This is a genomic window from Microbulbifer sp. ABE4_465 (assembly GCF_056160765.1).
The window spans coordinates 461,381-486,066 of the sequence record NZ_JBSWXV010000002.1; the positions used below are offsets into that span (position 1 = coordinate 461,381).

The 24,686-nt window shown below is 59.0% G+C and carries 22 protein-coding genes; 5 read left to right on the forward strand and 17 right to left on the reverse strand.

Annotated features, from left to right (window positions below; all coding sequences use genetic code 11):
• Positions 1 to 365: 365 nt before the first annotated feature.
• The 13 genes from dxs to xseB form a co-directional block, all read right to left on the reverse strand.
• Positions 366 to 2,282 (reverse strand): 1-deoxy-D-xylulose-5-phosphate synthase, encoded by a 1,917-nt coding sequence (gene dxs / locus ACXAG1_RS05630; protein ID WP_475091884.1) that lies wholly within the window; start codon positions 2,280 to 2,282, stop codon positions 366 to 368.
• Positions 2,283 to 2,468: 186 nt separating this feature from the next.
• Positions 2,469 to 4,172, reverse strand: a complete 1,704-nt coding sequence (locus ACXAG1_RS05635) for a Na(+)/H(+) antiporter subunit D (protein WP_475119178.1) — start codon at positions 4,170 to 4,172, stop codon at positions 2,469 to 2,471.
• Positions 4,165 to 4,503, reverse strand: coding sequence for a hypothetical protein (locus ACXAG1_RS05640; protein ID WP_475091886.1), 339 nt, complete (start codon positions 4,501 to 4,503; stop codon positions 4,165 to 4,167). The genes ACXAG1_RS05635 and ACXAG1_RS05640 overlap by 8 nt, the downstream gene beginning before the upstream one ends.
• A gap of 1 nt (position 4,504) precedes the next feature.
• Positions 4,505 to 5,986 carry a proton-conducting transporter transmembrane domain-containing protein gene (locus ACXAG1_RS05645; RefSeq protein WP_475119179.1) on the reverse strand — a complete coding sequence of 494 codons (1,482 nt, stop codon included), beginning with the start codon at positions 5,984 to 5,986 and terminating at the stop codon, positions 4,505 to 4,507.
• Positions 5,983 to 7,470, reverse strand: coding sequence for a monovalent cation/H+ antiporter subunit D family protein (locus ACXAG1_RS05650; RefSeq protein ID WP_475119180.1), 1,488 nt, complete (start codon positions 7,468 to 7,470; stop codon positions 5,983 to 5,985). Before ACXAG1_RS05650 ends, ACXAG1_RS05645 begins: the two co-directional genes overlap by 4 nt.
• 3 nt (positions 7,471 to 7,473) lie before the next feature.
• Positions 7,474 to 7,872, reverse strand: coding sequence for a cation:proton antiporter subunit C (locus ACXAG1_RS05655; protein ID WP_475119181.1), 399 nt, complete (start codon positions 7,870 to 7,872; stop codon positions 7,474 to 7,476).
• 1 nt (position 7,873) lies between these two features.
• On the reverse strand, positions 7,874 to 8,965 hold the full coding sequence (locus tag ACXAG1_RS05660; RefSeq protein ID WP_475119182.1) for a DUF4040 domain-containing protein: 1,092 nt from the start codon (positions 8,963 to 8,965) through the stop codon (positions 7,874 to 7,876).
• A gap of 98 nt (positions 8,966 to 9,063) precedes the next feature.
• Complete coding sequence (gene mnhG, locus ACXAG1_RS05665; RefSeq protein ID WP_475091891.1) at positions 9,064 to 9,462, reverse strand: monovalent cation/H(+) antiporter subunit G; 399 nt, start codon at positions 9,460 to 9,462, stop codon at positions 9,064 to 9,066.
• Positions 9,455 to 9,739 (reverse strand): MrpF/PhaF family protein, encoded by a 285-nt coding sequence (locus tag ACXAG1_RS05670; RefSeq protein ID WP_475119183.1) that lies wholly within the window; start codon positions 9,737 to 9,739, stop codon positions 9,455 to 9,457. Before ACXAG1_RS05670 ends, mnhG begins: the two co-directional genes overlap by 8 nt.
• Before the next feature lie 15 nt (positions 9,740 to 9,754).
• Positions 9,755 to 10,258, reverse strand: a complete 504-nt coding sequence (locus ACXAG1_RS05675; RefSeq protein ID WP_475119184.1) for a Na+/H+ antiporter subunit E — start codon at positions 10,256 to 10,258, stop codon at positions 9,755 to 9,757.
• A gap of 83 nt (positions 10,259 to 10,341) precedes the next feature.
• Positions 10,342 to 10,797, reverse strand: coding sequence for a hypothetical protein (locus ACXAG1_RS05680; protein ID WP_475091894.1), 456 nt, complete (start codon positions 10,795 to 10,797; stop codon positions 10,342 to 10,344).
• Positions 10,798 to 11,160: 363 nt separating this feature from the next.
• The gene (locus ACXAG1_RS05685; protein ID WP_475119343.1) at positions 11,161 to 12,063 is read right to left on the reverse strand and encodes a polyprenyl synthetase family protein; all 903 of its coding nucleotides are present in this window, start codon (positions 12,061 to 12,063) and stop codon (positions 11,161 to 11,163) included.
• A 30-nt stretch (positions 12,064 to 12,093) separates the two neighbouring features.
• The gene (gene xseB, locus ACXAG1_RS05690) at positions 12,094 to 12,351 is read right to left on the reverse strand and encodes an exodeoxyribonuclease VII small subunit (protein WP_475119185.1); all 258 of its coding nucleotides are present in this window, start codon (positions 12,349 to 12,351) and stop codon (positions 12,094 to 12,096) included.
• 160 nt (positions 12,352 to 12,511) lie between these two features.
• On the opposite strand from xseB, the gene ACXAG1_RS05695 reads away from it, so the two are divergent.
• From ACXAG1_RS05695 to ACXAG1_RS05710, 4 genes are read left to right on the forward strand one after another with little or no spacing between them, the layout of a single operon-like run.
• Positions 12,512 to 14,632, forward strand: coding sequence for a TonB-dependent receptor (locus ACXAG1_RS05695; protein WP_475119186.1), 2,121 nt, complete (start codon positions 12,512 to 12,514; stop codon positions 14,630 to 14,632).
• A gap of 47 nt (positions 14,633 to 14,679) precedes the next feature.
• Entirely contained in the window at positions 14,680 to 16,200 is a 1,521-nt protein-coding gene (locus ACXAG1_RS05700; RefSeq protein ID WP_475119187.1) for a PepSY domain-containing protein, read from the forward strand.
• 50 nt (positions 16,201 to 16,250) lie between these two features.
• A complete protein-coding gene (locus ACXAG1_RS05705; protein WP_475119188.1) occupies positions 16,251 to 17,519 on the forward strand; it encodes a sensor histidine kinase in 1,269 nt (422 codons plus the stop codon).
• Positions 17,516 to 18,070: a response regulator transcription factor gene (locus ACXAG1_RS05710; RefSeq protein WP_475119189.1), complete on the forward strand. Its 555-nt coding sequence runs from the start codon at positions 17,516 to 17,518 to the stop codon at positions 18,068 to 18,070. The genes ACXAG1_RS05705 and ACXAG1_RS05710 overlap by 4 nt, the downstream gene beginning before the upstream one ends.
• Positions 18,071 to 18,223: 153 nt before the next feature.
• Here the strand turns inward: ACXAG1_RS05710 and ACXAG1_RS05715 are convergent, their stop codons facing one another.
• Positions 18,224 to 19,651 (reverse strand): DUF7133 domain-containing protein, encoded by a 1,428-nt coding sequence (locus ACXAG1_RS05715; protein WP_475119190.1) that lies wholly within the window; start codon positions 19,649 to 19,651, stop codon positions 18,224 to 18,226.
• 919 nt (positions 19,652 to 20,570) lie between these two features.
• On the opposite strand from ACXAG1_RS05715, the gene ACXAG1_RS05720 reads away from it, so the two are divergent.
• Positions 20,571 to 21,158, forward strand: coding sequence for an HNH endonuclease (locus ACXAG1_RS05720; protein WP_475119191.1), 588 nt, complete (start codon positions 20,571 to 20,573; stop codon positions 21,156 to 21,158).
• A 158-nt stretch (positions 21,159 to 21,316) separates the two neighbouring features.
• Here ACXAG1_RS05720 and ACXAG1_RS05725 read toward each other — a convergent pair whose 3' ends face one another.
• The 3 genes from ACXAG1_RS05725 to hisC all read right to left on the reverse strand — a co-directional run bounded on the left by ACXAG1_RS05725 (position 21,317) and on the right by hisC (position 24,615).
• Positions 21,317 to 22,357: a D-alanine--D-alanine ligase gene (locus ACXAG1_RS05725; RefSeq protein ID WP_475119192.1), complete on the reverse strand. Its 1,041-nt coding sequence runs from the start codon at positions 22,355 to 22,357 to the stop codon at positions 21,317 to 21,319.
• Positions 22,358 to 22,367: 10 nt separating this feature from the next.
• A complete protein-coding gene (mepA, locus tag ACXAG1_RS05730) occupies positions 22,368 to 23,258 on the reverse strand; it encodes a penicillin-insensitive murein endopeptidase (protein ID WP_475119193.1) in 891 nt (296 codons plus the stop codon).
• A gap of 271 nt (positions 23,259 to 23,529) precedes the next feature.
• A complete protein-coding gene (gene hisC / locus ACXAG1_RS05735; RefSeq protein WP_475119194.1) occupies positions 23,530 to 24,615 on the reverse strand; it encodes a histidinol-phosphate transaminase in 1,086 nt (361 codons plus the stop codon).
• Between the last annotated feature and the right edge of the window lie 71 nt (positions 24,616 to 24,686).

Sequence of the window (24,686 nt, forward strand, 5' to 3'; positions counted from 1 at the left end):
ACTTCCTGTCTCTGAATTATATGTTGTGTGTTCGAAGCGCTTAAGGCTGACGTGAAGGCGGAGCGCAGGGTGGTGCATTTGGAAACCGTCGCAAACAGGGACGTTTGCGACGGAGCGTACAGGGATGTATTCACAGCGGTTTCCAAATGCACCACCCTGTGATCCGCCGCCACTGGTATTTGTTCGGCGCTCTGCTGGAAGCGCAGTGGCGGCCGGATACCGGGTACGGGTTTTCAGGACCGCGCTAGGCGCCCCCCTGTGAACCCATCCCTGGGCGCTGCGGCGGCGACGTCCTATCGCCGACGCTCCTGAAAACCCGTACCCGGTACCCGGCTTTCGATTTTTACTGTTGTACGTTGTTAGCGTTATATTGCTGCAGCTTGCCCGTTTGATTGGGCCTGGTGCATTTGCGATTGGCGTTCGCGGATTTGTTCTTCGATACCAGAGGCATCGAGGCCGATTTCTGCGAGCAGTTTGGGGTGCTTGCCGTGTTCGATAATTTTGTCAGGCAAGCCCAGCTGCAATAGCGGTACCGGAACGATGCGCTGGTTCAGGTATTCTGAAACCGCACTGCCAGCGCCGCCAGCAACCGTGTTTTCTTCCAATGTGACCAGCAGCTCGTGGCTGTCCGCCAAGCGGTCGATCAACTCTTCGTCCAGGGGTTTAACCCAGCGCATATCAACCAGCGTCGCGCCGAGTTTTTCCGCCGCTTCACGAGCCGGCGTCAACAGGGTGCCGAAACTCAGGATCGCAACGTTTTTGCCTTCCTGAATCACCCGTCCCTTGCCGACCGGCAGCTCCGTCATTGTTTTTTCGATTTCCACACCCGGGCCAGTGCCGCGCGGGTAGCGTACCGCAGAGGGGCCCTGGTGCTGGTAAGCGGTGTAGAGCAGCTGGCGGCACTCGTTTTCGTCGCTGGGGGCGGCGATGATCATATTGGGCAGGCAGCGCATAAAGGTCAGATCGAAGCTGCCCGCGTGGGTGGGGCCGTCTTCGCCGACGAGGCCGGCGCGGTCGATGGCGAAGGTGACATCCAGGTTCTGGATGGCCACGTCGTGCACCAGCTGGTCGTAACCGCGCTGCAGGAAGGTGGAGTAGATCGCGACCACCGGCTTCTGGTCTTCGCAGGCGAGGCCAGCGGCGAGGGTGACCGCGTGCTGCTCGGCGATGGCGACGTCGTGGTAGCGCTCTGGGAAGCGCTCGGCGAATTCCACCATGCCGGAGCCTTCGCACATGGCCGGGGTGATACCGATCAGCTTTTCATCCTGCTCGGCGGTGTCGCACAGCCACTGGCCGAAAATATCCTGATACTTTGGTGATTTCTTTTTCAGCTCCGGAACTGCAACCTGAACCTTGGGTTCGGGCTCGAGTTTATTGAGCGCGTGGTAACCCACCGGGTCTTCTTCCGCGGGGCCAAATCCCTTGCCCTTGGTGGTGACGATATGCAACAGCTGCGGGCCGCGCTGATTGCGCAGGTTGCGCAGGGTGTGCACAAGGTCCTGCATGTTGTGGCCATCGAGGGGGCCTACGTAATTGAAGCCCAGCTCCTCGAACAGAGTGCCGGGGGTAATCATGCCCTTCACGTGCTCTTCGGTGCGGCGCGCCAGCTGCCAGGCCTTGGGAATGGCCGACAGGATCTTGCGGCTGCCCTCGCGCATATTCAGGTAGGTCTTGCTGGCCAGAATCCGCGCGAAGTAGGTGGCGAGGCCGCCCACGTTCTTGGAGATGGACATGCGGTTGTCGTTCAACACCACCAGCATGTCTTTGCCGGTGTGGGCCGCGTGGTTCAGGGCCTCGAAGGCCATACCGGCGGTCATGGCGCCATCGCCGATAACGGCCACCACCTTGCGCTCATCCGGGGAGCCCAGGGCCATACCCAGGGCGGCACTGATGGAGGTGCTGGAATGACCCACACCGAAGGTGTCGTAGGGGCTTTCGCTGCGTTTGGGGAAGCCGGAAAGGCCGCCCTGCTGGCGCATACTGAGCATCTGCTCGCGGCGGCCGGTAAGGATCTTGTGCGGGTAGGTCTGGTGGCCTACATCCCACACCAGGCGGTCTTCCGGGGTGTTGTAGATGTAGTGCAGGGCAATGGTGAGCTCTACCACGCCCAGACCGGCACCAAAGTGACCGCCGGTCTGGCCCACGCAGTAGAGCAGGTATTCACGCAGCTCGGTTGCCAGTTCCGGCAACTGTTTTTCCGACAGGGCGCGCAGTTGGGCCGGGTCATCGATCTGGTCGAGGAGCGGCGTAGTCGGGCGCTGGCGGGGAATCTCGTCGAACATCAAGGGTCCTGAATCGGGCAGCTCGGGGCGCCGCACTTTCCATGGCACTAACCATAGAGTTATCCACAGAGTGGCGGGCGGCGGCCCAAGGTATCAATTGCAACTGATATAAGAAGCGAATTGTATGCCCCCCGAAGGGATATTGCATCCCGCGCGGCAGGGCGGCTCCCCGGTCAGTAATTGCGGTCAGAGCCAGCCCAGTACCAGGTAGATCCCCAGCAGCAGGACCACACCGGCCACCATGCTGCCGGTGAGCCAGTTGCGGGCCATCACACCGTCGGCGCGGTGGTGGCTGGCAACGCCCTCCACCAGCCGTTCAACGCCGGAAACCGCCGCCTGGCGCAGGCGGCTGTCCAGGGCAAACAGGCGGTTGAACAGGGCGCGCATGGCGTCCGGTACCAGCCGGCGGTAGATCCACTCCGCATCGAGGTTCACCGAGGGCAGTTCCGGCGGGTACAGGTGGCGCAGGTTCAACCATACGAACGCAAGGGCTGAGAAGAACAGCAGTTGCAGCTGGGTCAGCACATGGGTCACGTCGTAGGGTGTGTAAGACATCTGGTAAGGCAGCAGGCTGTACAGCGCCTGTGGATAGATGCCGATGGTCAGGCACAGCGCTGCGGCGATCGTCATGGCGATCAGCATATTCACCGGCGGCTCGCGGGCCGGCAGCTTGGCGTCGTGGGCGAAGAAGGCAAAGTAGGGGATCTTGATGCCCGCGTGGTGGAACACACCCGCGGAGGCGAACAGCAGGATCAGCCAGACCCAGTCGTAGCCATTCTTGATCGCCGCACTCATCACCATGGACTTGCTGACAAATCCACTGAACAGCGGGAAGGCTGAAATGGACGCAGCGCCGACGATACACAGCACCGTGGTCTTGGGCATTTTCTTGTAGAGCCCGCCCAGTTCCGAGCCGTTGATCTTGCCGGTCACGTGCAGCACCGCGCCCATGGACATAAACAGCAGCCCTTTGAAGATCACATCGTTAAACGCGTGGGCCACAGCGCCGTTGATAGCGAGTGAGGTGCCGATGCCAATCCCCACCACCATAAAGCCCAGCTGGTTGATCAGGCTGTAAGCCAGTACCCGGCGCAGATCGTTTTCGATGACCGCGTAAAAGATCGGGAAGCAGGCCATGGTAGCGCCGATATACACCAGCAGTTCGGTGCCCGGGTAGGCCCGCGCCAGAGCATAAACGGCGACTTTGGTGGTAAACGCGCTGAGAAACACGGTGCCGGTGGGCGTGGACTCCGGATAGGCATCGGTGAGCCAGTTGTGGAAAAACGGGAAGGCGCACTTGATACCGAAGGCGAGGAAGATCATCCAGCTGTAGGCGTTGTCATCGAGGCCGATCTGGCCGAATTCGAGGGTACCGTGGGTCTGGCCGTAGAAGATGATCCCGCCGAGCAGCAACAGCCCGGAAAGAATATGCAGGGTGAAATAGCGCAGCCCCGCCACATAGGCGCGGCCGCTGCGGCGCGCCCACACCAGGAATACCGAGGTCAGTGCCAGCAGTTCCCAGAAAATAAACAGGGTGAGCAGATCCCCGGCAAACACCGCGCCCAGAGCACTGCCTGCATAGAGCATACTGGCGACCTGTTGCAGGGTATCGCGCACATGCAGGGCGTAAATCACCGAGATCAGTGCGGCAATATGGAAGAGGTAGCCGAATAGCAGGCTCAGCTTGTCCGCTTTGAACAACAGCAGGTTGAAATCGAGAATGGCGTAGTGGCCGAATTCAACTCCGGAACCGCCGGCGCCCAGCTGCCATAAGTTGGCGAGGCCGAGAATCGGTACCGCGATAAACAGTAGTGCCCGCACCCAGCCGCGCAAAAACAGGCCCAGTGCCGCGGCGACAAAAAACGGAATAAACGGCGCAACTTCATACATGATCGCGCTCTCCGTTCAAGTAAATGGTGGGATCTTCTTCCGTAGGTTCGCCGCTATCGACGGCATTGAAGTCGGCCAGCTCCCGCTTATCGTAATAGTCTTCCGGTCGCATCAGGAAGGTGCGCATCCATTTGGCCGCAAACACCAGAATCACACAGCCTACAAATCCGTATACCGGGTAAAAGCCGGGCAATCCTTCCCAGCGGAATTCCGTGTGGCGATGAATGACAAAATCCGCCGCAAATAACAGCGCACAGATTGCGTAAAACACCCGCAGCATATTGCGGATGTTTTTGGGGCTGTCGAAGAAATCCTGTTTATCACTGTTCATATCAGATTCCAGCCTTGATCAGCACATAGAACGCATCGGGAAACAGTAAAAGGTAAATACAGCCCGCCGCGGTGATGCCGAGGGCAATCAGGGATGGCAGGGGAGCTTCCCTGATGACGGTAGCTCCAGCCGCGTGCCCGTCAGCAGTTATCCCATCCCGATCGTTATTGGAAAAGAACGCGCGCAGCGGAATTGGCAGCAGATAGGCGATGCTCAGCAGTGAGCTGAGCATCAGCAGCCCCATCAAAACCCACTGCTCGGCCTCAAATGTCCCCAGCATCAGATACCACTTGCTCCAGGTGCCGCCGGTAGGCGGGATGCCGATGATGCACAGGCTTGCTACCAGAAACGCGGTCATGGTGACCGGCATCTGTCGGCCGAGGCCGCGCAATTGATTGACTTCGGTTTTGTGTGCGGCCACAAGGATCGCGCCCGCACAAAAGAACAGGGTGATCTTGCCAAAGGCGTGCATCACGATGTGCAGTGCGCTGCCGGTCATGCCCGCGCTGGTGGCGAGCAGGGCGCCCAGAGTGATATAGCCCAGCTGGCTTACGGTGGAATAGGCCAGGCGTTTTTTCAGGTTCTGTTGGCGCAGGGCAATGATAGATGCGAGCAGAATCGAAACGCCTGCCAGGTACAACAGCCACTCGGTCGCCGGGATCGCCTGCAGGGTCTCGATTCCAAATATCAGCAGGCAGATTTTCAGCAGTACAAACACACCGGCCTTTACCACGGCTACCGCGTGCAATAATGCGCTGACCGGTGTCGGCGCCACCATGGCTGCGGGCAGCCAGCGGTGGAAGGGCATGATCGCCGCCTTGCCCACGCCGAACACAAACAGCCCCAGCAGAACGGACAAAAGCGCGAGAGAAGTACCCGGCGAGAAAACGCCGCCCTGTTGGAACGAAAGCGTACCGGCGAGCAGCCAGGTGGCAATGATCGCGAGCAGGAAAAAGCCCACCGAAGTGCCCAGCAGAATTCCGAGATAAATCCGTCCACCGGCGCGGGCCTTGTCGGTACCCGCGTGGGTGACCAGCGGGTAAGTACAAAGTGTCAGTACTTCGTAAAAGATAAACAGGGTAAACAGGTTTTCCGCAAAGGCGATGCCCATGACCGCGCCAATGGAAACCGCGAACAGACTGTAAAACCGCGTCTGGTTTTCCTCGCCGTGGCCGCGCATATAGCCGATAGCATAGAGCGTGGTGATAATCCACAGGAAGCTCGCCACCAGGGCAAACATCAATCCGAGAGGTTCTACCCGAAAGGCCAGTGCCAGCCCCGGCAAAATTTCCAGCCAGTGCGCAGCGATCACATCGCCATTCAGCATGGGTTGATAGAGTTGGGTGACGGTAAAAAACAGCGCGCTGGCGGCAATCAGCGAGACTGCTTCGCGGACATTTTCCCAGCGGGCAGCGAGCTGAATGCCCACCAGTGCCAGTAGCGGAATCAACAGTGTCAGTTGCAACAGACTGGATTCATTCATTGCGCAGCGCCTCCGAGCAGGAATTGCGAGGCTGCGGCAGTCACTTCTACCGGCAGGCGGGTATCAATCCCGAAATATATATTCGCGGCGATCAGCAGCCAGGCGGGTAGCAGGATACCCAGCGGTGCTTCGCGTTTACTCGCCGCACCAGATTCACTTTCCGGCGCTTGGAAATAGGCCGCTTCCACTAGCTTCCAGATATAGGCCACCGCTAGCAGCGAACCGAGCACCACCAGCACCGCCACCCACCAGAGCTGCTGCTCCATGGCGGCGGCAATCAGGTACCACTTGCTGACAAAGCCCACGGTCAGCGGCATGCCGATCAGGCTGATGCCACCCACCACAATGGCGGCCATAGTCCAGGGCATGGTGCGGCCGAGACCGCGGAAGTGCTCGATACGGCAGCCGCCCATCTGATAAACCAGTCCAGCCAGCGCCAGGAACAGGCCGCCCTTCATCAACGCGTGGTTGAACAGGTGCATCAGCGTGGCCTGCAGTGCGGTGGCGGTGCCAATGCCGATCCCCACCACCATATAGCCAATCTGCGCCACACTGGAAAACGCCAGCATACGTTTGATATTGGCCTGGTAGATGGCAACGATGGATGCGGCAAATACACCTACCAAGCCGAGACCGATCAACAGAATATCCAGCGGTAGATGCGACAGGGAGAAGTCCACGCCGAACACGGTAAATGTAAAGCGCAGTAACAGATATAGCGCGACCTTGGTAGCGGTGGCGGCGAGAAACGCGGTGACGATCGATGGTGCACAGCTGTAGGCGTTCGGCAGCCACAGGTGCAGCGGGAACAGCGCCAGCTTGAGACAGATGCCCACAAAAATAAACGCAAAGGCCGCGAGCACCGTGGTGGATTCACCGAGCGGCGGTATGCGCGCGGCCAGATCCGCCATATTCAATGTGCCGGTCATCATGTACAGGAAGCCGATACCGATCAGGATAAAGGTGGCACCGATGGTGCCCATAATCAGGTACTGGAACGCTGCCCACAGTGCACGGCGATCCTTGCCGAGCGCGATCAGTGCGTAGGTGGAGAGAGAGGAAATTTCCAGAAATACGAATACATTGAACGCGTCGCCGGTGGCGACGATACCCAGCAGCCCGGCAAAGCACAGCAGATAAAGGGTATAGAAAACGGTCTGACGATTGGGCTCCAGCTCCTTCTGGACACTGGTGTTGGCGGCAAGCAACACCACGCTGCTGAGCGCGGAAACGATAAACAGTACCCAGGCGTTAAGGAGGTCGATACGGTATTCGATTCCCCAGGGCGCTTTCCAGCCGCCCAGTTCATAGGTGATGGGGCCTGTGGCATAAACCTGCTGCAACAGCAGAATGCTGACTACCAGTGCAGCCACACTGACCGCGAGGGTAAACAGCCACACCAGGGTGGTCTTACGAATCAGCAGGCAGGAGGGGGCCGCCATCAGCGGCAGAATGACCTGCAAAATAGGGAGGTGCGACAGCATGGTCTACGGCTCCTTGTCCACAGCGGGCTGGGGTTGTGACGGGGTGCGCTCCTGCTGCGCTTCCGCAGCCTGAATGTCCCGTTCTTCTATGGAGCCATAGGCGTGTTTAATGCGAATGGTCAGCGCCAGTGCCAGTGCGGTGGTCGCAATGCCCACGACAATCGCGGTAAGGATCAGCGCATGGGGCAGCGGGTTGGAATAGAGAGTGTCGCCCTCATGCAGAATGGGCGCACTGCCACCATCCACTTTGCCCACACTGATATAAAAAATGAAAACGGAGGTCTGAAAAATATTCAATCCGATGATCTTCTTCACCAGGTTTCCCTGGGCGATCACTATGTACAGGCCGATCATCATTAACGCAATGACGATCCAGTAGTTGTAGTGCGATGCCAATAACATCCTAACCGGCCCCCCGTTCCAGTGTTTGTAGTGGGGACAGACCGCGACTGACCTCACCGTCGGCGGTATCGTCGGCAAAGGGCGGTGTGCCCTTGATCGCGAGTTCTGCCTCCCGGTCGCGCAGCTGCGCGGAGAACAGATAGGAAATCATGATCATCACCGAGGCGACGGTGACTCCGACGCCGATTTCTATGGCGATAATGCCGATGTGTTGCCCGGTAACCGGGTCCTCGGCCAGAGCGCTGTAATCCAGAAAATTTTTTCCACTGGCGAGACTCAACAGTCCTGTGCAGCCAAAAATCAGAACACCCATTGCCGACAATAGCTGGACCAGCTCGTGGCTGGCGACCTTGCGCACTGCGTCCAGGCCAAACACCATGCTGTAGAGAATAAATCCCACCGCAAAGATCACCCCTGCCTGAAAGCCGCCACCGGGGCCGTACTCACCATGGAATTGCACGTACAGTGCGTAGAGCATGATCGGCGCAATCAGCACCTTGGCGACAACCCGCAGAACGATATCCCGCGATGCTTGCTGTACCGGTGAAGGCTGCATAATCCGCAACGGTTGTGCGGCATTGGTCATCAGCAGTGACAGTACCCCGAGTCCGGCGGTAAAGATCACCACCACCTCGCCAAAGGTATCGAAGCCCCGGTAACTGGCCAATACCGATGTGACGATATTGGGGATACCGATTTCACTCATGGATTCCTGGATATAGTGCGGTGCCACATGCACCTGTGCTGGTGCGTTCGCATCACCGAAGGACGGCATGTCGACGGTAGCGGTAACCAGCAGTGCGCCCACGGTGGCCACAAGTGCAATGGCGAGTCGCGCGCGATTGCGGTCTGCGCGCTGGTAGCGGCCACAAAGTGCGAGTGTCAGCAAGATCAGTAGCGGTGAAATTCCGGCACCCACGGCCGCTTCGGTAAATGCGACATCCACCGCGCCCATGGTCATGAAAAAGCCCGCCGATACCAGACCGTAAATGCCCGCCAGCATGGCTGCGGCAAACAGGTCTTTGATCCAGGCGATGGAAATGGCGGTGACCAGCAACAGGGCCAGTAGCGCGATATCAAGTAGCAGGTTCATCGGTATCGACCCTCGATGGCTGCCGGTATTGTTTTTGTTGTCATCATTGCGGTTGTCAATTCCCGAAATTGGCCCCGGTTGCGTGATATATGTGACGCTCAGACGCGGGTACTGTCGGCGGCTTCAGGCTCGGCGTCTGGCGAAGTATCCACAGGTTGTGAGTTCGTCATTTCTGTCGGTGTTGGCTCTGGCGCAATCTGCGGCAGGCGCAGTGCGCTGAGTTGCGCCGAGCGCGCGAGTGCGTGGCTGGCGGTGGGGCTGGTAAAGAAAATAAACAGCATGATCAGCGCCAGTTTAAAAAGCGCAAGACTCCAGCCGGCGGTGAGCATCAGGCCACTGATAATCAGTAAGGTGGCGAGGGTGTCGGTAATGCCCGCCGCGTGCATGCGAGAGTAGAAATCGGGAAAGCGCAGCACACCCACGGCGCCGGTCAACATGAAAAAACAGCCCAGTAAAAGCAGGGTGCCACTGGCAAAAGATTGTACTGTTTCAATCACCGGTCACCTCCGGCGCGCCGGTGCCATTGCGGGTGCGGAACTCAAAATACCGCAACACCCCGATTACACTCACAAAGTTGATGAGCGCGTAGACGATGGCAATATCGAGATATTCGGGTTCGCCAAAGGTAAAGCAGATAACGGCAATCAACAGTACGGTTTTTGTGCCGAACATATTCACTGCGAGAATGCGATCGTGAATCGTCGGCCCCTTTATTGCGCGTATCAGCGCAAGCGTCATAACGACGAGCAGGGCAATCAATGTAGCGTTCAGCATTATTAATCTGCCCTGTCAGCGTTCGGTAACGGGTGTGTTGTCGGTGAGAGCCGCAACCCGCCGCTCCATCTCGCCCCGCTTGAGGTCATCCAGGCCGCTGCGGCGAAGGGCATGTACCAGCACCGAGTCACTATCGACGTCCACTGCTACTGTGCCCGGGGTCAGGGTAATGGAATTGGCATAGAGGACTCGACCGAGATCGGATGGCAGGTCGACGGGGATGCGTTCACTGCAGGGGGAGATGGTCGTGCGTCGGGAAAGGATACCGCCCCACACACAGGCGGCCACCTCCAGGTTACTGGCGATGATTTTGCGCAGTAGCCACAGATAGTAACCGGGTAATGTTGCCCATAATTGCAGAGGCAGGGATTCTCCATCCACCACTTTCATGCGCCGGGCAATGAGGATTACAAAGACCGTGGAGGCTAAGCCAAAAGTGAGAATCAGAGCAGTGTATTGCCCGGAGTTACTTAGCCAAATAAATGCGAGAACGGCAAAAAGGCACAGGGTATAACGCATGAATAATCTACTACAAAAACCATATTAGAGTGCGAATAAGTCCGATGTGGTGAGCGCTGGCCAAGTGGGACAACGAAACTACATCAGGGGCTCGGTACATCTTTTTTACAGCGATAGTGATTTTCAAAAACTGTCAGCATTGCGGATTCCGCCGTTGCCTCTTCGGCAAAGGGCTGTGAAAGTTCTGAGACTTTGCCAATCAGGGTGTCGAGCGTTGCTGCCTCTGGCAGACAGTAGCGGCTGCTGAGCCGTTGGGCCGCGTCGTCGGAGAGGCGGCTGGCACGCGTGCGAATGGCGCGTGCGACAAATTCGGAAGGGCGCTCGTCTGCGGCAACAATATCTTTGCTGGCAGACAGGTAGCCGTGGATAAATGCCCGGCAGCTGGTGGCTTGGGCGCTTTGCTGGTCAACCTGATGGCTTTTGCAAGCCTCTATCAGCTCCGTTGCCGTGAGAGGTTGTGCAAGTACACCGTTTGTCAGGCCAATTGTCAATGCGGCGACGGCCGCGGGGGCAATCACTGCATGCAGTTTTCGCTTCATACTCGTCACCTATTATTTTTATTTATGTTTTTTTAAGGCTGCGCCGGTCTGCGAACCCTCCCATTGTTAATTTTGTGAAGTGCACGCAGTCTGAAAACTGCACAGCCAGTGGTAAATCTTGCAGAGTTTGCGGGTTTCGTCAAATAAGCTCGGGTGCCAGAGATTGGATTTTTTCTGGTCTATTTTTCTATATTGATATTTTTTAGCGCTGTTTTAGAGATCTTGAGCGCCCGTGGCGCACAATATTTCACAACTTTTCGTTAAAAAGTCACAGGCCGCGAGCCAGTTGTAGAAAACCGGTCGCGGTAGAGCATATACAGGTGGGGAGGCGAAGGGGCTGCGGGACGTTTTCGGTCAGGCCGATCAGTGATCCCGCTTAACAATGTAATCCGCGAGCTGCTGGAGAATATTAAGGTTGACGTTTTCGGCGCCAGTGGAGATTTCCTGCAAGGCCTGACTGGCTTCCCGATGCAGTTCCTCTGCCTTGGCCTGCGCACCATCCAGCCCGAGCAGCGACACGTAGGTGGGTTTGTTGCGCGCCGCATCTGCGCCCTGGGTTTTACCCAGGACTTCGGTATCGGCGGTCACATCGAGAATGTCATCCTGCACCTGAAATGCCAGGCCGATCGCTTCGGCGTAGCGGGTAGTGGCGGCCAGTTGTATCTCGTTGGCTCCGCCGATCAGGGCGCCGATACGCGCGCTGGCGACAATCAGTGCGCCGGTTTTCAGGCGGTGCATTTCTTTGAGTTGCTCAAGAGAGAGGGTGTGATCCACTGCCGCCAGATCAATCGCCTGACCGGCCACCATGCCGCGGGCTCCCGAGGCATGGGCCAGCTCGCCAATCACCTTTACCTTCAGTTCCGCCGGCAGCGCCGAGTTCACCAATAGCTCGAATGCCTGGCACTGCAGTGCATCACCGGCGAGGATTGCGGTGGCCTCGTCAAACTGGATATGGCAGGTGGGGCGGCCGCGGCGCAGGTCGTCGTCGTCCATGGCCGGGAGATCGTCGTGGACCAGAGAGTAGGCGTGTACACACTCGAGAGCGGCGGCAGCTTCGTGGCAATCTTTCGCGGCGGTTTCGCCGCCCAGTGCCAATGCGGAGGCGTACACCAATGCCGGGCGCAAGCGTTTGCCGGGACCGAGTGCCGCGTACTGCATGGCGGCAAACAGGGATTCGGCGTCGCTCCGGTCGGCCAGGGCGGACTTCAGGGTCTGCTCGACCTGCAGGCTGGAGGACTGCAGGAAGGCTTTGAGTTTGGCGGGCACAGGGGTGGAAACCGGGGAGGAGCTGCTCACTTAGTCCGCGTCTCCGGAGAATTCGTCGGCGGCGTCAAAGGGCAGTTCCTGCACCTTGCCGTTTTCTTCCATCAGTACCTTGACCTTCTGCTCGGCGCTGGCCAGTTTCTGCTGGCACTCGCGGGTCAGTTTCACCCCGCGCTCAAAGTCCGCAAGCGCCTCGTCCAGGGGCAGTTCGCCACTTTCCAGTCGCTCCACCAGCTGTTCCAGCTCTTCCAGTGCGCTCTCAAATGTTGCGGCTTTCTTCTTTGCGGGCATGGGGAAAATCTCTGATAGGGCTTGCGGGTGCGGGCAACCTTAGCCGCAAGCGGAAAAGGGGTCAACGGGACGCCCACCTGCGACAATATGGCGCACTTGCGCAGCGGACTTTTTCGGTAGGATTCATCTGTTGATACAAACGCCGAACAAGGAAGTTACCGTGTCCCGCACTGCCCCATTTACACTGCGTCCGCTCGCCCTGATCGCGCTGATTCCCGCAACCTTCGCTGCCGCAGAGACTGCCCCGCTGCCCGACAATGCACTCGAGCAGGTCATTGTCACCGCCACGCGCGAGGCCAAAACCCGCTCGGAGCTGGCGGAATCCGTCGGTGTGATCAGCGAAGAGGCGCTGGAGCATATCGCCCCGGCGCATCCCGCGGACGCCCTCAACCGCGTGGCCGGGGTGCATGTGAATAACCTGGGCGGGGAAGGGCATATGACCTCGATCCGCCAGCCCATCTCCACCGCCGGGGTCTACCTGTTTCTGGAAGATGGCATTCCCACCCGTCCCACCGGCTTCTTCAACCACAACGGCCTGTACGAGATCAATGTGCCCCAGAGCGCGCAGCTGGAGGTCACCAAGGGCCCGGCGTCGGCGCTATACGGCAGCGATGCTATCGGCGGGGTGATCAATGCGGTCACCAAGGCGGCACCGGACGCTGCCGAATTTTCCCTCAATGGCGAACTGGGTGCGGACGGCTGGCAGCGCGCGCTGATCTCCGGCGGCAACAAGCTGGGTGAGAGCAGCGCCTTTCGCCTTGACCTGAACAGCACCGCCAGTGAAGGTTTCCGCGAGGAGGCCGACTACACCCGCACCTCCATGAGCGGCCGCCTGGACAGCCAGTTTGCGGAGGGCTGGGACAGCAAGACGGTGTTGTCGTACTCCACCATCGATCAGAGCGGTGTGTCCGGTCTTGAAGAAGAGGACTACCGCAACAATGTGCAGAAAAACCTGTACCATGGGGATATCGGCGGTCGGGATATCGAGGCCTTTCGCCTGTCTTCCGAGCTGTCCTACACCCCGAACGAGAAGAGCCTGATTACCGCCACCCCGTTTGTGCGCCACAACACCTCGGCGATGATGCCCAGCTGGATGGTGACCTACGACCCGAATATCCGCGATACCGAATTCAGCTCCTACGGCCTGCTGCTGAAGTACCGCCGGGATTTCGACGGCGGTGAAGTGATTGTCGGAGTGGACGCGGACTACACCCCGTCGGAATACCGCGAGGAACGCATCACCGTCACACGCGACGGCGAGTACTTTGTGGATTACGCGCGCACCGGCGAGCTGACCTACCACTTTGAAGCGGAGCAGACCTCCGTATCTCCCTACGTACACGCGGAATTCGCCCCCAGCGCAAACTGGCTGTTGAGTGCCGGCCTGCGCTACGACGTGTTCGAGGTGGACTATGAGGATCAGCTAGGTACGCCGAATACGGACCCGTCGCACTTCCGTCCCGCATCCCAGTCCCGGGATTACGACAACCTGAGCCCCAAACTGGGGGCGGTGTACAAACTCAGCGACAGCCACCAGCTCTACGCCAGCTATCGCCACGCCTTCCGCGCGCCCACCGTGGGTACCCTGTTCCGTCCGGGTTCCTCCGAGGGCACCACCGAGCTGGAACCGGTGACCAGTGTCAGCCAGGAGATCGGCCTGCGCGGTATCGTCGCCGAGCGGGTGAATTACGAGGTGGCGGTGTATGACATGACCACCGAAAACGACATTGTCAGTTACATCGAGGGCAATGATCGCAAGACCACCAACGCCGGTGAGACCAGCCACCAGGGGGTGGAGGTTTCCGTACAGGCACCGGTGGGGCAGGAGTGGCAGCTGGGGGTTTCCTACGCGGCCATGCGCCAGCAGTACGAGGACTATTCCTATGTATTCAGCCGGTTTGATCCGAGCTGTTTCTGCATGGTCAGCGAAAACCTGAATTTCGCCGGCAACGATATCAGCCGCGCACCGGAATCCCTCGCCAACGTCACTCTGGCCTATACGCCCGAGTGGCTCACCGGCCTGCGCATGGAACTGGAGTGGTCGCATATGGGTGACTACTACACCGACGAAACCAATACCCAGCAATACGCCGGCCACGAACTGTTCAACCTGCGCGCCACCCACGACGTGGGTGAAGACCTGTCTGTCTACGCGCGCCTGTCGAATATTACCGACGAGCGCTACTCCACCTACACCTCCAACCAGGTGGGCGATGAAGACCTGAGCTACCGCCCAGGACTGCCGCGCTCGCTGTTTGCCGGTGTGCGCTACCGCTTCTGATTCCCTGATACACGGCGTAATAAAAACAACAATCAAAAGAGAACAGCATGAACCTGAAAAAGCAGTGGCTGGACTGGCACAACAAGCTCGGTTGGTGGGCGCTGGCGGGTATCCTGATATGGGCCATTTCCGGTATCAGCCACCCGATGATGGCCTGGTTTGGGCCGTCGGCGGCCAAGTTCTTCCCGCCCTCGGTGAGCCTCGAGGCCTCTGAACTGGGCAGGCTGCCGGCGCTGCTGGCGGACGGGGAAAAGGTCAGCGGCGCGCGTGTTGTGAAACTGGTGCCGAGCGACGGTGCACCGTTGCTGCAGGTGACCCACTCCGAGACGGATCCGCGCCGTTATTACGACCTCGACAGTGGCCGTGAGGTGCTCGACGGCGACCTGCACCAGGCCCGCTGGCTGGCGGCCTATTACAGCGGCCGCCCGGTCGATGAGATTGCCGAGGTGCAGGTGCAAACCCGGTTCGACAATACCTATCCCTCGGTCAATCGACTGCTGCCGGTTTACCGGATCCGGTTTGAAGGTGACGATGGCCTGACCCTGTTCGTGCATACGGAAACGGCGGCCCTGGCCTCCATGACCGACAGCACAAAAACCGTAATGCAGGGTGTGTTCCGCCAGCTGCACACGTTTGCCTGGCTGGACGATCTGGAATACGGCCGGCTGATTCTGGTGGGCCTGTTGATGCTGACCCTATTTGCCTTTGCGGCTACCGGGCTCGCACTGGTATTTGCTTTGAAGCAGCGCAAGATCAAGGACGGCAAGCGCCGCTATCACCGCCTGCTCGGCTATGTGCTGTGGCTGCCGCTACTGGGCTGGTCCGCGAGTGGTTTCTACCACCTGCTGCAGTCCTCTCTGGTGGAGTCGGTGCAGGGGCTGCGCCTTGGCGAAGCGGGGGAGTACCGCAATCTGAATACGGATTTTGCCTGGGTAAACGCGCTGGATGGCCGTGCCATCAACAGCCTGTCGCTGATTCGCGGCGCAGAGGGCATACCCCTGTACCGCGTGGGCCTGGCGCCGGCACAAAGTACCGCGCCCGGCAATCGCAACCAGCGCTTTGACGGCCGCCCATCGGAAGCGGGGTCCGTGTTTGTGGATGCGCGCAATGGCCAGTTACTGACCGAATTTGGTGACCGCGAACAGGCTCAGCTGTTGGCTGCGCGGCTTGCCGGTATTCAGCCGCAGGATATCGCCGGAATGTCGCTGGTGACCCGCTACGGGCCCGGCTACGACTTTCGCAACAAGCGCCTGCCGGTGTGGCAGGTGGACGTCGCCAATGACGATAAGACCATGCTGTTTGTGGATCCGGTGACCGGAGTTCTGGTGGATCAGTCCCGTGGCGTCGATCGTGTCGAGAGCCTGTCTTTCTCCCTATTGCACAAATGGAGCCACCTGACCCCGTTTACCGGTCGTCAGGTGCGGGATTACCTGATCGTCGCCACCCAGCTGGTATTGATCGGCAGCAGTGTGATCGGCGGTGTGATGCTCGCGGGGCGCCGTAAAAAGGCGGTGCGCAAACCCCGGAGCGCGAGTACTGGCCCAATGCCCGCCCCCGCGACACAATAGCAATATACGTTTTACCGAGTAGATTGCCCGTGTCATCCCCAGCGCCACCCTTGGGTGGAGACAAAACCATCATCACCAACCTGCGGCGCCTTACGGCGCTGCGGGCCATCGCGCTCTCGGCCTATATCGGTGTCAGCCTGTGGCTGGCGGATTCTCTCAGTGGCAGTGCACTGGTGTTTGTATTGCTCGGAGTGGTCACCACGCTGATCAGCGGCTGGCGCGCGCGCGGCAGTGTTGCGGTGGGGCGGCGGGAGTTTTTCGGTCACCTGCTGATGGACTGGCTGTGGCTGCCGCCGTTGCTGGCCTTTAGCGGCGGCGCTGCCAATCCCTTCGTCACCTATCTGCTGGTTCCCCTGACTATCGCCGCGGCCACCCAGCCGCGCTTTTTTGCCTGGCTGATGGCCGCCATCAGTATCGCCATCTACACCGGATTGATGGTGTTTTTTCCCGGTGTGGAGAGTGGGCACGGTGCTCACGCCGGCCACAACATGAGCCACGCCAGTGAGGGCAGTGATTTTTATCAACACCTGATCGGCATGTGGGCAACCTTCACCTTCTCTGCGCTGCTTATCGCCGGCTTCGTCAACAGCATGGCGGAGGCCCTGCGCAGCCGCGATCGCCACCTGCACAAGTTGCGACAGGAGCAGGCGCGGCGCGATCAGGTCCTTTCCCTGGGGACGCTGGCGGCGGGCACTGCCCACGAGTTGGCCTCGCCCCTGCAGACGATCGGGTTGCTGGTGGAGGAATTACAGGCGCAACAGCAGGACTTTTCCGAGCCGGTAAAAGACGATCTGGAATTGCTGCAGCAGCAGGTCAATCTGTGCAAGCAGGCCCTGGAGCAGCTGAAAAGCCGCGCGCGGGACCCTGCGGGCAGTGAAGAGCTGCAGTCGGTGGCGGCGTTTATCGAGCGCAGCCTGGAACGCTGGCAGTTGCTGCGCCCGGATGCGCGCTTCACGCTCCAGCAGCGTGGTTCCGATCAGCAACAGGCGCGCCTGCCGCTGACTCTGGAGCAGACCCTGATCAATATTCTGAACAATGCCCTGGATGCATCTCTAGCCGGGGATATTCCACAACCGGTGGCCCTCGATGTGGACTGGAGCAGAGATCGCCTGTGCATCGAAATTGCCGACAGTGGCCGCGGGCTCGAGTCTGAGAGCCCCGCTACGGAATCCGGTGGTTTCGGTATTGGACTGATCCTGTGCAAAACCGCACTTGCGCAGCTTGGCGGCAAGTTGACGCTGACCGCGCGCAAGGATGTTCCGGGTACGGTCGCCACCATCGAATTGCCGCTGGAAGTCGAGCGTGAGGAAATCTTGTGAGTCACTCCGCCCCGCGACTACTCATCGTCGACGATGAATCCGGTACCCGCAATATGCTGGAGCGGGCCATGTCGCGCCGGGGCTTTGACACCCGGGTGGCAGAGTCGGTGGATGAAGCGCAGGGACTGGTCGCGCGGGAAAAATTCGATTGCGCACTGCTGGATCTGAAAATTCACCACGACAGTGGGCTGGAGCTGATAGCGCCACTGCGTTCGGCCAACCCGCGTGCGCGGATCATCGTTTTGACCGGTTATTCCAGTATTCCAACCGCGGTGGCGGCCATCAAACTGGGGGCGGACGACTACCTGTGCAAACCGGCCGGAGGCGATCAACTGATGGCGGCGTTGACCGGCGAGCAGGGCGCCTTGGATGATGTACCGGAGTTGCCGGAAATCGCCAGCGCACCGCCGTCGGTCAACCGGCTGGCGTGGGAGCATATTCAGCGGGTGCTGGCGGAAAACGATGGCAATATTTCCGCAACCGCCCGTGCCCTCGGGATGCACCGGCGGACCTTGCAGCGCAAATTGCAGAAACGGCCGAAAGGGCAGTAACTCTTTTCTCACCCCTCCGCCCAATCTCTCCATACCCGCCGCTGGGTAGGGATGATGGGATCCACCGTCATGCCGAACTTGATCCGGCATCCAGCCCGCAACCAGCCGAGTACTCCGTTTCTTGGATCCCGGCCTTCATCGGGGTGCGCCGTTTTAAGGCAGAAAATGTTCCAGCTGCCGCCCGCCGCCCTTTATCTCCTGTTCCATCAGGTAGTGGGCCAGGGCGCGCTTCTGGCTGTTGCTAAAACCGTAATTGGGCATCGGCGGCGTGGGGGTATCGAAGTAATCCGCGAGCTGCTTGATGGTGTAGCGACGGCTCAGGTCTTCTAATGGAAGCTGCTGGTGGCAGCGGATGCAATTGCGGCGCTGGTAAATCTGCGCGCCCTGTCGGGCGGCACTACTGTCGATGGCGAGTGGTTTCTTGGGGGCGCTGATCGGCGGGCGCCCGTCCGCAGGCGCTGAATTCTCGCCCGAGGGTGCGCCCGCGCGCACGCGGTAGATCGCACCGGCGTAATCGTCGGAAATATAAATATTGCCCCGTACATCTTCGGCGATATCCACCGGTCGCCCGAACACCGTCTCGCGGTCTTCGGATAAAAACCCCCAGACAAAGTCCTCTGCGTGAATGCGTCCGTCCTCATCCCAGTGCAGTACCAGTACCTTGTAGCCGTCTTTGACATCCCGGTTCCAGGAGCCGTGCAGCGCGACCAGGGCCGAATCACGGAAATCGGCCGGTTGCAGGGGGCTGCGTAAAAAGCGCATCCCCAGCGGCGCGTTGTGCGCGCGGAATTCATATACCGGTGGAATGGACGTTTTGATTTTTTGCTGAATGCGCGCACTGCCGTTAATTCCCAGGTCCGGGTCTGGAATACGGTCGCCATTGGCGTAGGGCCAGCCGTAAAACCCGTCTTTTTCAATTCGGTTCAGTTCGCAGGGCGGGAAATCATTGCCGAGCCAGTCGCGGCCGTTGTCTGTAGCGTAGAGGGCGCCATCTTTGGGAGACCAGTCGAAGCCGACGCTATTGCGCAGCCCGGTGGCGAAAATCTCGAAATTGCTGCCGTCCGGTCGAAAGCGCATGATCGTTGCGCGCTGCGGGTCTTCTTCTGCGCAGACATTGCAGGTAGAGCCGCTGGAAAGATACATCCAGCCATCCGGCCCCATACCGATGGTTTTTGTCCAGTGGTTACCGGTATCGGCAAGGCCGCTAACGACCTTCTGGTAACTGCCGGCGATACGGCCATCCGAGTGGTCGAAAGGAACTCGCCCCACGCCGTCGCTTTCCGCGATAAACAGCCAGTCTTCAAACAGTGCCAGGCCATGGGGGCGCTTGAGACCGTCGATCAGTACCCGCTTGCCATCCGCTTTCCCGTCGCGGTTGCGATCCGCCAGCAATAGGCTGACCTGCCCGAGCTTGGGTTGTGACACCAGCAGGTCGCCGTTGCGGGTAATCGCCATAAAGCGCGCGTTGGGAACCTGATCGTCAAACAACGCAACGTGAAAACCGTCGGCGACCTTTATCTGGTGCCGTACCGTATCTTCATTGGTACTCGCACCGAACAGTTGTCCCCAGGGAACATTCACCCCGGGCACCCATCCCAGTGAAAGTGCAATTACCAGCGCAAATACCCCAATGGCGCCAAATGCTGCGAAAAGATAAAAAACTAGCGCTTTTTTCGACGTAGATCTCACAGTTGTCTTGATCTCGTAACAGAAGTAACTATAGTAAGCCGCTGAATGTCGCACAGACGTACCAGTTGCGATACGCGCCACGCACTCCCCCCGGACCTGATCAGGTTTAATGTGACGCCCGTCACTCGCTTGTAAGACATCTCTTACAACAAGTTCAGCACTTTCCCACTACCCTAATTTTCCCATTCGACCATAATGTATTTGCAAGGACGGAGAACGGATTGCAACGGCGGCAAGGACAGGTCACCAAGGATTGGAGACCGCGCTGCCAGCCCGAAAGGATTTGGGCACCATCCTGTGAGACGCACCGCTTGGGCCGGATTGCTCAAGCGGTGTTTTACGTTCTGGGCCTGCAAAATTCCTTTCCTTCCCGAACTCGCCGTATCGCTCTTCTTGTTTTACTGCTTTCACGTCTTGTCTATACAGGCTTGCTGCCGCTGTTTGGCAAAATTCTGCAGCGGATTGCCTCCACTGTCTGGAAATCGTAACAAACCTCCGCTTTAATCAGAGCAAGCCGGTCCAATTTTATGACTGGTGAGTATGAGGAGGATAACGAATTCAGTAATCAAATGCTGTACCCGTTCGTATCGCAACCACCCGCTCATCACTGGTGGTCGAGCCTCCATCGGCTCCAAAATTCGCTCCATTCCTCCCGCGCATCGAATTTCTCTCTCTCCGCTTCTTTCTCCAAGTCTTCTGCCAACGTTTTCCCTGACAACTTTTTAAATTCCCCGAGCCTCGCCGGACTGTCCGCGGGGCTTTGTTGTTTATTGGATGGTTTCCTGAGCTCGCAAAAACGGGAGGTGAACTCGTGCAAGCGCAAATCCTGAGGCTGAATCTCGCCGGCCAACCCCTTGAATGGCTGACCTGGGAAGAAGCCGCCTGTCTGTATGTGCGGGAACTGGTCACCTGGACCCTCGGTGGCGTTGTACAGACCGTACACGGTGGCTTCAATCGGTTGGGCGAACGCTCCACCCTCGACCTCGCCGCCATCATCGCCTGCGGCGGCGACCGCATGGCCCGCCCCCGTACCCGCCCCCCACTCAACAACCGCGCCCTGTTCGCCCGCGACCAGCACATCTGCCTGTACTGCGGCAACCGCTTCCCCATCCGCGAGCTCACCCGTGACCATATTCACCCGGTCTCCAAAGGCGGCCGCGATACCTGGGAAAACGTCGTCACCGCCTGCCGGCGCTGCAACCAGCACAAGGGCAACCGGCTACTGGAAAATATCGACATGGAACTACTGGCACTGCCATTTGTGCCCAATGCGGCGGAATACCTGGCACTTACCAACAGCGCGCGGATTCGTGGAGATCAGATGGAGTTTTTGCGGGGGCAGTTTTCGAGAAAAAGGCAGGAAGGGTGGCTGTCAGAAGTACTGTCGCAAGCAAGTTAGCGATAGTAGAAAGTACCCCATAAAGTTGGGGCGAAGGCGTCGATACCGGGTAAAGCCTTGCGAGACCTTCACCGCCATGGATGGCGGTGCAGAGCCCCAGGGATGGGTTCACCGCGTGTCTCGCAAGGCTTTACCCGGTAGCGGCGCCGCCACAGTGTTCAAGAGACCGCTGAGTGGATCAGAGCACCGAGGTAAGAAGAAAAATCATGCCCCTGGTTTTGCAGCATTTTCGGGAACATGGAAATAGAGGTCATACCCGGAAAAGTATTCACCTCATTCAGGTAAATCTCACCGTCATCCGTCAGAAAGAAATCGATTCGCGAAAGATCTTTCAACTGTAACCCCACAAACGCCCGTTTCGACGCCTCGCGAATCCAACCCAGCTGCGCATCCGACAAGCCTTCCGCCATCACATGGGTCTGTGCCCGGCTCGCCTCCGCGTACTTTTCCTCGTAACTGTAAAAAGTATCCTCCGGTGCACACACCTCCCCCGGCGGCGTCACAACCAATTCGCCGTCATAGAGGTAAGCCGCCACCTCCAGCTCCCGCACCTTCAGGCACTTCTCCACCAGCACGTAGGGCGACAGCTTGAACGCCTCCCGCAAAGCGCCGTCCAGAGCCTCCGGATCGCTCACCTTGTAGCAGCCCACCGAAGACCCCTGATTCGACGCCTTCACAAACACCGAACCCCATTGCTTCAATGCATCCTGCGCCTTCGCCGCCTCGTCTGCGTTGTCCGCACACAGAAACTGATACGGGGTGTTGTCGATCCCAAGCGCCGTCAGCCACAGCTTGGTGGTGATCTTGTTAAAACACACCTTGCTTGCCTCAGGCCCGCAGCCGAAATAGGGCAGCCCGAGAATTTCCAGCTGCGACTGCAGATCACCGGTTTCGCCGGGGTAACCGTGAATAGAGGGAATTACATAATCCACCGGTTGCGCACTGCCGGAATTCCCGCCAGAAGCGCTGTACAACAGCTTGTCCGAACGCAGCTCCCGCACCTGACCGCTTTCATCCACAAAGCGGCCGTCGGCGTCCATGGTCACCCGCGTCAATTGAAACTTTGGCGACTTCGCCAGTTCCCGCTGGATAAAATCTGCGGTGCGCAGGGAGACATCGTGCTCACTGCCGCCACCGCCGCAGATCAGCAAAACGTGAATGGTCTGTGATGGGTTGCTATTTGGGGCCTGTTTATTCATCTGGCTCTCATCAGTTGTTCGGCTCTGCCGGTGCCGTCAGTACCTGGGCGCACTGAGTTGGCATCTCTGGTTTCTTCGGCGGCTTTTCCGGCTTGGGTTTGGTCGGCGCGGTACCGTTTAGAATGGCGTAAAACTCATCGCTGAACCACCAGTCCAGACCACCGCCGCAGGGATTGCCGCGTACCTTCGCCTGCGGCTTGCAATTTTTGTCCCCCGGCGGGCAATTCAGGCGCACGTGGAAATGGTAGTTGTGCCCCCACCAGGGGCGCACCTTGCGCAGCCATTCGTTATCGCTCCCTGCAATATTGCACATTTTTCGCTTGATGGTGGGATGCACGAAGATTCGCGCGACGCGAGGATCCTCAGAGGCGAGACGCAGAATACCGGGAATACGCGGGTCCCAGTTTTTCTCCAGCAGCATATGCTTGCGGTCATCGGCCATGGGGATGGCGGAGATATTATCCCGCTCCCAGGATGTCAGCGGACGCTCGGCGGCGCGCTCGTCCTGGGAATACCAGATATCTGCATCCAGCCCCTGCTGGTGGCTCTTGTGCCCGCTGCTAAATGGCCCGCCGCGGGCCATGGACATATCCCCAATCTGCAGCCGCCCAAGGTTGTGTTCTTCCACGGCGTTGGAAAAATCCTTGAGAAACTCCACCAGATACGGATTGCCATAGTGACGGTCGCGCCCGGTACGCACCAGCTGGAAGCCTTCGCCTCGCAGTGGCATCTGCTCCGCGCCACTCAGGCAGCCATTGCTGTAGCCGCCGATACTTTCCGGCAGTTGGTTGGACGGTTTCTTTACCGCTTCCCAGGGGTTTTTGGCGAAAGTAGTACTCGCCAGCACAGCCAGTGTGGCGGCGGATAGGATTTGAAAGGCTTTCTTGATCTGAGGCGACATGGTTACTGCGGGTACGTCGATTTAGGGTTTAGTGGTCGAGAAATTATAGAGGTTCCGTCCGCTAGTTCTGTGGAAGTATCCGCTTTCGTAGTAATTCGTTGAGGTTTGATGCGAAGGCGCTGCTACCGGGTAGGCCCTTGCGAGACCTTCAAAAACAGGATGTTTTTGCAGAGCCCCCATGGATGGGTTCACGGCGTGTCTCGCAAGGGCCTACCCGGTAGCAGGGCCGCCAAGGTAGTTTCTAGTCCTGAGGAAGCAAAATGGGAGAGTGCTACAGCACTTCCCGACAAGCCGCCACCAGCGCCTGCATCTCCTCATCGGTACCAATGCTGATACGCAAGTACTCACTAATCCGCGGCTTGTTGAAGTAGCGCACAATGATGTTGCGTTCGCGCAGGGCCTTGAACAGATCCTCGGCGGAGATCTTCGGCGGCTTGGCAAAGATAAAATTGGCGGTGGAAGGGACGATATCGAAGCCCAGGCCCGAAAGCTCAGAGCAGGTCCATTCGCGGGTCGCGATCACCTTGGCACAGTTGTCCGCCAGCCACTCCCGGTCGGCAATCGCCGCCGTTGCCACCTTCTGGGCAATACCGTCGATAGGGTAGGAGTTGAAGGAGTTCTTCGCCCGGTTCAGCCCCTCGATCAGGTGTGCCTGCCCCATCGCATAGCCCAGGCGCAAACCCGCCAGCGCGTGGGACTTGGACAGGGTGTGAATCACCAGCAGGTTCGGGTAGCGGTCGATCAGGGCGACCGCACTCTCGCCCCCAAAATCGATATAGGCCTCGTCGATCACCACCACCCGCTCCGGGTGCAACTGCAGCAGCTTCTCGATTTCCGCCAGCGGCAAATAGCGCCCGGTTGGCGCGTTAGGGTTGGGGATAATCACGCCGCCGGCGTTATCGATGGCAAAGTCTTCTACCGCGATGGAGAAGTCGTCCCGCAGGGGCAGCTTTTGTGACTCGATGCCGTAAAACTGGCAGTACACGGGATAAAAGCTGTAAGTGATGTCCGGATACAGCAGCGGCTCCGGGCGCTGGAAGAAGCTATAGAACGCGTGCGCCAGTACCTCGTCGGAACCGTTGCCCACAAACACCTGCTCCGGTGACAGATCGAACTGGGCGGCGATGGTCTCGCGCAGCTGGGTGGATTCCGGGTCCGGGTAGAGGCGCAGGTGGGCGGCCAGGCCTTCCTCCTGCAGCACCGCCTGTGCCTTGGGGGAAGGTGGGTAGGGGCTCTCGTTGGTATTCAGCTTGATCAGGCGCGCGGTGGTCTTGGGCTGCTCGCCGGGAACATACGGCTGCAGCTTCGCCACAGCGGGGCTCCAGAAAAGGCTGTGATCTTTGCGGGACTCGGTCATGACATTCACTCCTTGTGCGCGCCAGAAGGCAGCGGCGCGCGGAGATTTTATGTGTTCACGGCACAGAGTTC